This window comes from Streptomyces sp. NPDC049813 (genome assembly GCF_044465085.1).
Classification (GTDB): Bacteria; Actinomycetota; Actinomycetes; order Streptomycetales; family Streptomycetaceae; genus Streptomyces.
Window position 1 is genome coordinate 297,889 of the sequence record NZ_JBITLI010000009.1, and the last position, 6,162, is coordinate 304,050.

The window sequence follows — 6,162 nt, forward strand, 5'->3', positions numbered from 1 at the left end:
TCCTCAGTTGGCGCTCTGCGTCGGGGGGTGGCCGGGTGTGCGGCCGCCGCCCAGGAAGGGCAGCGAGGCGACCCTGTCCACGGCTCCCGCCACGGCCCGCGGTGGCAGCAGCCCGGGGCCCCGGCCGCGGGCGAACTCCGCGAAGGTCTCCGCGGTCGTGTACCGGGGCCGGAAGCCGAGCGTCTCGCGCATCTGGGCCGTCGACACCATCCGCCCGTGGGTGAGCAGCCTGATCTGCTCGGGCGAGAAGTCCGTCGCACCCAGCGTACGCAGGGCGCTGCCCACCCAGGTCACGGCGGGCAGCAGCAGCGGGACGGTGGGCCGGCCCAGCCGCCGCGAGCACTGCGAGAGCAGCAGGACGCCGTCCCCCGCGATGTTGAAGGTGCCGCTGTTGAGCGTGGAGCGCCGCGCCTCGTGCGACGCGATCCGCAGCACCTCGGTCACGTCGTCCTCGTGCACGAACTGCAGCCGCGGGTCGTAGCCGAGGACGGTCGGCAGGACGGGCAGCGAGAAGTACGCGGCGAGCGGGGAATCGGCCGTGGGGCCCAGGATGTTGGCGAACCGCAGCACGCACACCGCGACGTCCGGCCGGCGCCGGGCGAAGCCCCGCACGTACCCCTCGACCTCGACGGTGTCCTTGGCGAAGCCGCCGCTCGGCAGCGACTTGGGCGGCGTCGTCTCGGTGAAGACGGCCGGGTCGCGCGGGGCGGACCCGTACACGTTCGTACTCGACTTCACGACGAGCCGCCGCACGCTGGGCGCCTTCTGGCACGCGCCGAGGAGCTGCATCGTGCCGATGACGTTGGTCTCCTTCACGGAGCCCCGGCCGCCGGTGGCCAGCGGCATCCCCGTGACGTCCAGGTGCACCACCGTGTCGACGGAATGCTCGGCGAGCACCCGGGCGATGGCAGGCTGCCGGATGTCGGCCTGGAGGAAGTCCGCGCCGCCCAGGTGGTGCGCGGGCGGCACGACGTCCACGCCGATCACCCGGTCCACCTCCGGGTCCCGCTGGATCCGCCGTACGAAGCGGCCCCCCAGCTGCCGGGCCACCCCGGTCACGAGCACGACCTTGCCCAAGATCAGCGCCTACCTTCCGTCCCAGCCCCGCCGCGCGTCACGGTCCCCGTGTCGCGGCTCACGTTAGCGGTTCGCTGTTGCGCCGTGATGACCGCGCGAGGCACGAAGTGACGACAGCCACAGATGCGTACAGGCAGAGCCTGCACCGCCCGGTGCTCCGGGGACGAGTGCCTGCGGGAACTCTGTCCGAAACGCACTGCGGCCCTCCCACCGGTCGGTGGGAGGGCCGCAGACCGCGCTGTTCGCCAGCGGTCGCTTACTTCTTGTTGCGACGCTGCACACGCGTGCGCTTCAGCAGCTTGCGGTGCTTCTTCTTCGCCATCCGCTTGCGCCGCTTCTTAATGACAGAGCCCACGACTACCCTCGCTCACTTCTCGGACAACCCCCGCTGTGCGGGGACAATCACTCGGTGCGGGGCTGCATTGGGGCCCACACGACCTACGGAGGGCCAGCGTACCCCGCCTGAGCGCCGAGCTTGAAATCGAGGGTCCCGGAAGCTCCCGCGGGAGCCTCCGGTCCGCGTCGATCAGCCCGTTTCCACCCCCACGTAGGACTCGCGGAGGTACTCGTGAACCGCTTGCTCGGGGACGCGGAAGCTCCGCCCCACCCGGATCGCGGGCAGATGACCGCTGTGCACCAGCCGGTACACGGTCATCTTGGAGACGCGCATGACCGAAGCGACTTCCGCGACGGTCAGGAACTGCACCTCGTTCAGAGGCCTACTCTCAGCAGCAGCCATGACACACCTGAACCTTCCGCACTCGACGGCCACCGGCTTCCCCTTCCGGTGACTCAACGTCGTTGCGTGCTCACTCCCCAGACTAGGGGCGTGTGGTGCGAGTGGGGAAGAGGAGCAGCGATCGGCCGCCTACTGTGACAGACACGCTCGATTGAGTACATAGCGAGTAAGCGGCCGGTAGTAATCAGACCGCACAGCGTCATCAAGCGGAACGACGAGGGACACCTGCCCCTCGGCCTCACCGACGAACAGCGCGGGATCGTCCGTATCCGCCAGACCGATGGCGTCGAACCCCAACTGACCTGCACCGCAGACCCATCCGTGGTCCCCCACCACGAGGTGCGGAAGGGGCCCGCCGTCCTGGGCGCAGGCCGCCAGGGCGGTACGAACCGGGAGGGGCGAGTGGCTGTGCACGCCCCCTTCGCCGGCCGCGGAGACCGGTCCCGGTTCACGGACCAGCGCGACCCCTCGTACGTAGTCGAGGTGGTAGGTACGTAGACCGAACCGGGTCGTTATGTCGACACTGTGACCCTGCGCCGGGGTGAGGACAGGACATCCCAGCGCCGACAACGCGTCCGCGAGCGCGGCGTAGAAGCCGAGCAGCCGGTGCGGATGACCGGTTCCGAAGAGTACCGGGGAACGGGCGTGGGCGGCTCTGCCCAGCCGGTCGCCGAAGGCATCGAGTGCCTCCAGGGTCCTTTCCGGATCGATGACGTCGAACCCCGTGGTGTGCCGCGGATCGCCCGACACCCCGCACCTGTCGGCCATCAGCGCGAGCAGCTCCCGCTGCCCCCAGGCCCACTGCGGGTCGAGTCCGAGGAGCACACGCGGGTCCCTCGCCTCGAAGAGCCGGTAACTGCGCAGACTCTCCTCACGGGACGTCGCCACAGGCCCGGCAAGCCGAGCCGCCAACAGATGCGCACGCAGGGTGCCGGTGCTCAACACGCCTGCGATGCTGGTGCATTGACCGCCAGGATGCCCGCAAAACGTCCGAACACCCCACACTTGGAGTAATCACCGGCCGACTTGCGCGCCCCCGCGCCCGGAGCCTGCTAGCGGCCGCGCCCCTCGCCCCCGGTCAGGGCAGCGGCCCCGCCCGCTACGGCAGCAGCCCCCGCAGCGGGAAGGCGGCCTTGCGGGTCGCGAGGATCGCCTGGTCGAGCCGGTCCGCCGGGTCGTACCCCGCCTCCCAGGCCCGGTACGCGACGGGCCGGCGCCCGTCGGTCATCCGGCCCGGCGCCAACTGCCGGGTCCGTGCGTACACTTCCTGCTTCCAGCCGTCCGGGGTCAGCGTCTCCGGCGCGATCTCCCGGCCGGCCGCGACGGCCACCAGGTGCGTCCAGGAGCGCGGCACCACGTCGACGACCGCGTACCCGCCGCCGCCCAGGGCCACCCACCGCCCGTCGGTGTGCTCGTGGGCCAGCTCGTGGCAGGCGACCTGCACGGCCCGCTGCGCGTCGAGCGAGACCGCGAGGTGCGCGAGCGGGTCCTCGAAGTGCGTGTCGGCCCCGTGCTGGGTGACCAGGACCTGCGGCCGGAATTCGGCCAGCAGCTCCGGCACGACGGCGTGGAAGGCCCGCAGCCACCCCGCGTCCCCGGTCCCCGCCGGCAGCGCGACATTGACCGCCGTGCCCTCGGCGGGACCCGCCGCCCCGGTCTCCTCGGGCCATCCGGTCTGCGGGAAGAGGGTCCGCGGATGCTCGTGCAGGGAGATGGTGAGCACGCGCGGGTCCTCCCAGAACGCGGCCTGCACCCCGTCCCCGTGGTGCACGTCCACGTCCACGTACGCGACCCGCTCGGCGCCCAGCTCCAGGAGGCGGGCGACGGCCAGCGCCGCGTCGTTGTACACGCAGAACCCGGACGCGGCCCCCGGCATCGCGTGGTGCAGCCCGCCCGCGAAGTTCACGGCGTGCAGGGCCTGGCCCCGCCACACGGCCTCGGCGGCGCCCACGGACTGCCCGGCGATCAGCGCCGACACCTCGTGCATCCCGGCGAACGCGGGATCGTCGACGGTCCCGAGCCCGTACGCCTGGTCGGCGGCGGCCGGATCGGCGGACGCGGCCTTGACCGCCTCCACGTAGTCCTGGCGATGCACGAGCCGCAGCGTCGACTCACCCGCCGCCTTGGCCGCGACGACCTCCACGTCCCGGTCGAGCCCGAAGGCGCCGACGAGACGCCGGGTCAGGTCCAGCCTGACCGGGTCCATCGGATGCCCGGGTCCGAAGTCATACCCCGTCACCGCCGGGTCCCACATCAACTGCGCGCGGCCGCTCATGCTTTCCACCGTATCGGTCCGCTCCCGTGCCAAACGACGGGGCGTACACCAGCGTCACCAGGACCAGCACCATCGGTACGAGCATCGCCCCGCGGTAGCTCCACGCGTCGCCCAGAGCGCCCACCAGCGGCGAACCCACCAGAAAACCGACGTAGTTGAAGATGTTGAGCCGCGCGACCGCCGCGTCGGAGGCGCCGGGGAACATCCGTCCCGCCGCGGCGAACGTCTGCGGCACGATCACGCACAGCCCGAGCCCGAGCAGCGTGAAGCCGAGCATGCCGACCCACGGCCCGGGCGCCACCGCCACGACCGCGAACCCCGCGGCGGCCACCACCGTCCCCAGCCGCACCACGAGCACCGCCCCGAACCGCCGCACCCCCACGTCCCCCACGGCCCGCCCGACCAGGGTCATCACCATGTAGACGTTGTACGGGACGGTCGACAGCTGCTCGGAGCTGCCCAGGACGTCCTGCAGGTACTTGGCGCTCCAGTTGGAGACCGTCGAGTCCCCGATGTACGCGAAGGTCATCACCAGGCACAGCGGCAGCAGCATCTTGAAGACGAGTCCGCCCGCCTGCTCCCGGACCTCCTCCTCGACCGCCGCCGCGCCGCCGTCGACGTACCAGCGGCTGCCCATCAGCGCGCAGGGCAGCAGCACGGCGACGACCGGCAGGTACAGCACGAACAGCGACAGGTCCCAGTGGGCCCCGGCCCAGGCGAGCGAGGCGCCGACGATCCCGCCGAGGCTGTACACGGCGTGGAAACCGAGCATGATGCTGCGCCCGTACGCGCGTTGCAGGCTCACCCCGAGCATGTTCATGGAGGCGTCGAGGGCGCCGACGGCCAGTCCGAAGGCGCCGAGCGCCACCGCCACCTGCCACAGCGTCTCTCCCGCGCCCACGCCGAGGAGCGCAAGGAGCACGACCGGCTGGGACCAGCGCAGCACCCGGCTGGGCCGCACCCGCTTCACCAGCTGCTCGGTCGCCACGCTCCCGGCCCCGGCCAGGACGGGCACGGCGGCCAGGAACACGGGCAGCAGCCCGTCAGAGATCCCGTACTGGTCCTGGATGGCGGGAATGCGCGTCACCAGGAGGGCGAACGCCACTCCCTGCGCGAAGAAGCCGAACCCCAGCGATCGCCTGCCCCGGCGCATCGCCCCTGATATGCCGTGCGCCTCGGCTCCGCCGTCCGCGCCGCTCGCGCCACCCGTGCCCTCGGTCATGGCGGCACAGCGTATGCCCCAGGGATACCGGTGGGTAGATGGATCACCCGGTCAATTCATGCGGCTGCGCGCCTGCGCCTCTCACCCGAGCAGGCCGGGCAACTCACGCATGTCCCCGAAGAGTCGGTTCGTCCCGCTGAGCCGGTCGGCGGGCGTCATCGCGGTGAACCCGTACACGTCCATCCCGGCGGCCCTGGCGGCCTGCACACCAAGCGGGCTGTCCTCGATGACGACGCACTTCTCGGGGGCCACGCCCATGCGGTCGGCGGCGTGCAGGAACAGGTCGGGGGCGGGCTTGCCGCGCCCCACGTCCTGTGAGCTGAAGACGCGGCCGGGCCCGAAGAACCGGTCCAGCCCGGTGGTGCGGTGCCCGACGCGAATCCGCTCGTGGCTGCCGGAGGAGGCGACGCAGTACGGCACCGCGTCGGCGGTCAGCTGCTCCAGTACGTCGACGACGCCCGGCACGGGCTTCAGTTCCCGTTCGAAGGCGGCGAAGACCCGGCCATCGAACACGTCGTCGAAGTCCGCGGGCAGCCGTTCACCGGTCCGCTCCAGCACGAGGTCGTGTACGCGGTGCATGGCGGCGCCCATGTAGTCGCGCAGGGAGTCCTCGTACGAGGTCGGGTGTCCAAGTTCGGTGAGGTAGCCGGCGAGCAAGGTGTTGGAGATCGGCTCGCTGTCGACGAGGACACCGTCATTGTCGAAGATGACGAGTTCATAGCGCATAACCCGACCCTAAACGCAGAAAACCCCCGTCCGGTAACCCGGACAGGGGTTTTCTCTACAATGAGTTCGGCGGCGTCCTACTCTCCCACAGGGTCCCCCCTGCAGTACCATCGGCGCTGTGAG

General features: G+C 71.1%; 7 protein-coding genes. All 7 read right to left on the reverse strand.

What is annotated here, in order from left to right:
• Positions 1-3 precede the first annotated feature (3 nt).
• Positions 4-1,077 carry an NAD-dependent epimerase/dehydratase family protein gene (locus ACIBW6_RS20605; protein WP_399061506.1) on the reverse strand — a complete coding sequence of 358 codons (1,074 nt, stop codon included), beginning with the start codon at positions 1,075-1,077 and terminating at the stop codon, positions 4-6.
• 256 nt (positions 1,078-1,333) lie between these two features.
• The gene (locus ACIBW6_RS20610) at positions 1,334-1,432 is read right to left on the reverse strand and encodes a 30S ribosomal protein bS22 (protein WP_003948845.1); all 99 of its coding nucleotides are present in this window, start codon (positions 1,430-1,432) and stop codon (positions 1,334-1,336) included.
• 171 nt (positions 1,433-1,603) lie between these two features.
• Positions 1,604-1,816, reverse strand: coding sequence for a helix-turn-helix domain-containing protein (locus ACIBW6_RS20615; protein WP_356491727.1), 213 nt, complete (start codon positions 1,814-1,816; stop codon positions 1,604-1,606).
• A gap of 129 nt (positions 1,817-1,945) precedes the next feature.
• Positions 1,946-2,761, reverse strand: a complete 816-nt coding sequence (locus ACIBW6_RS20620) for a phosphatase (protein WP_399061508.1) — start codon at positions 2,759-2,761, stop codon at positions 1,946-1,948.
• A 154-nt stretch (positions 2,762-2,915) separates the two neighbouring features.
• Positions 2,916-4,091 (reverse strand): acetoin utilization protein AcuC, encoded by a 1,176-nt coding sequence (locus ACIBW6_RS20625; protein WP_399061510.1) that lies wholly within the window; start codon positions 4,089-4,091, stop codon positions 2,916-2,918.
• Positions 4,042-5,244 carry an MFS transporter gene (locus ACIBW6_RS20630; RefSeq protein WP_399061547.1) on the reverse strand — a complete coding sequence of 401 codons (1,203 nt, stop codon included), beginning with the start codon at positions 5,242-5,244 and terminating at the stop codon, positions 4,042-4,044. The genes ACIBW6_RS20625 and ACIBW6_RS20630 overlap by 50 nt, the downstream gene beginning before the upstream one ends.
• A gap of 150 nt (positions 5,245-5,394) precedes the next feature.
• The gene (locus ACIBW6_RS20635) at positions 5,395-6,039 is read right to left on the reverse strand and encodes an HAD family hydrolase (RefSeq protein WP_399061512.1); all 645 of its coding nucleotides are present in this window, start codon (positions 6,037-6,039) and stop codon (positions 5,395-5,397) included.
• Positions 6,040-6,162 lie beyond the last annotated feature (123 nt).

Bases quoted from the DNA above. Each gene is read 5' to 3' on its own strand.
- ACIBW6_RS20615 (WP_356491727.1), bottom strand. From the start codon at position 1,816: ATGGCTGCTGCTGAGAGTAGGCCTCTGAACGAGGTGCAGTTCCTGACC.
- ACIBW6_RS20625 (WP_399061510.1), bottom strand. From the start codon at position 4,091: ATGAGCGGCCGCGCGCAGTTGATGTGGGACCCGGCGGTGACGGGGTAT.
- ACIBW6_RS20630 (WP_399061547.1), bottom strand. From the start codon at position 5,244: ATGCGCCGGGGCAGGCGATCGCTGGGGTTCGGCTTCTTCGCGCAGGGA.
- ACIBW6_RS20635 (WP_399061512.1), bottom strand. From the start codon at position 6,039: ATGCGCTATGAACTCGTCATCTTCGACAATGACGGTGTCCTCGTCGAC.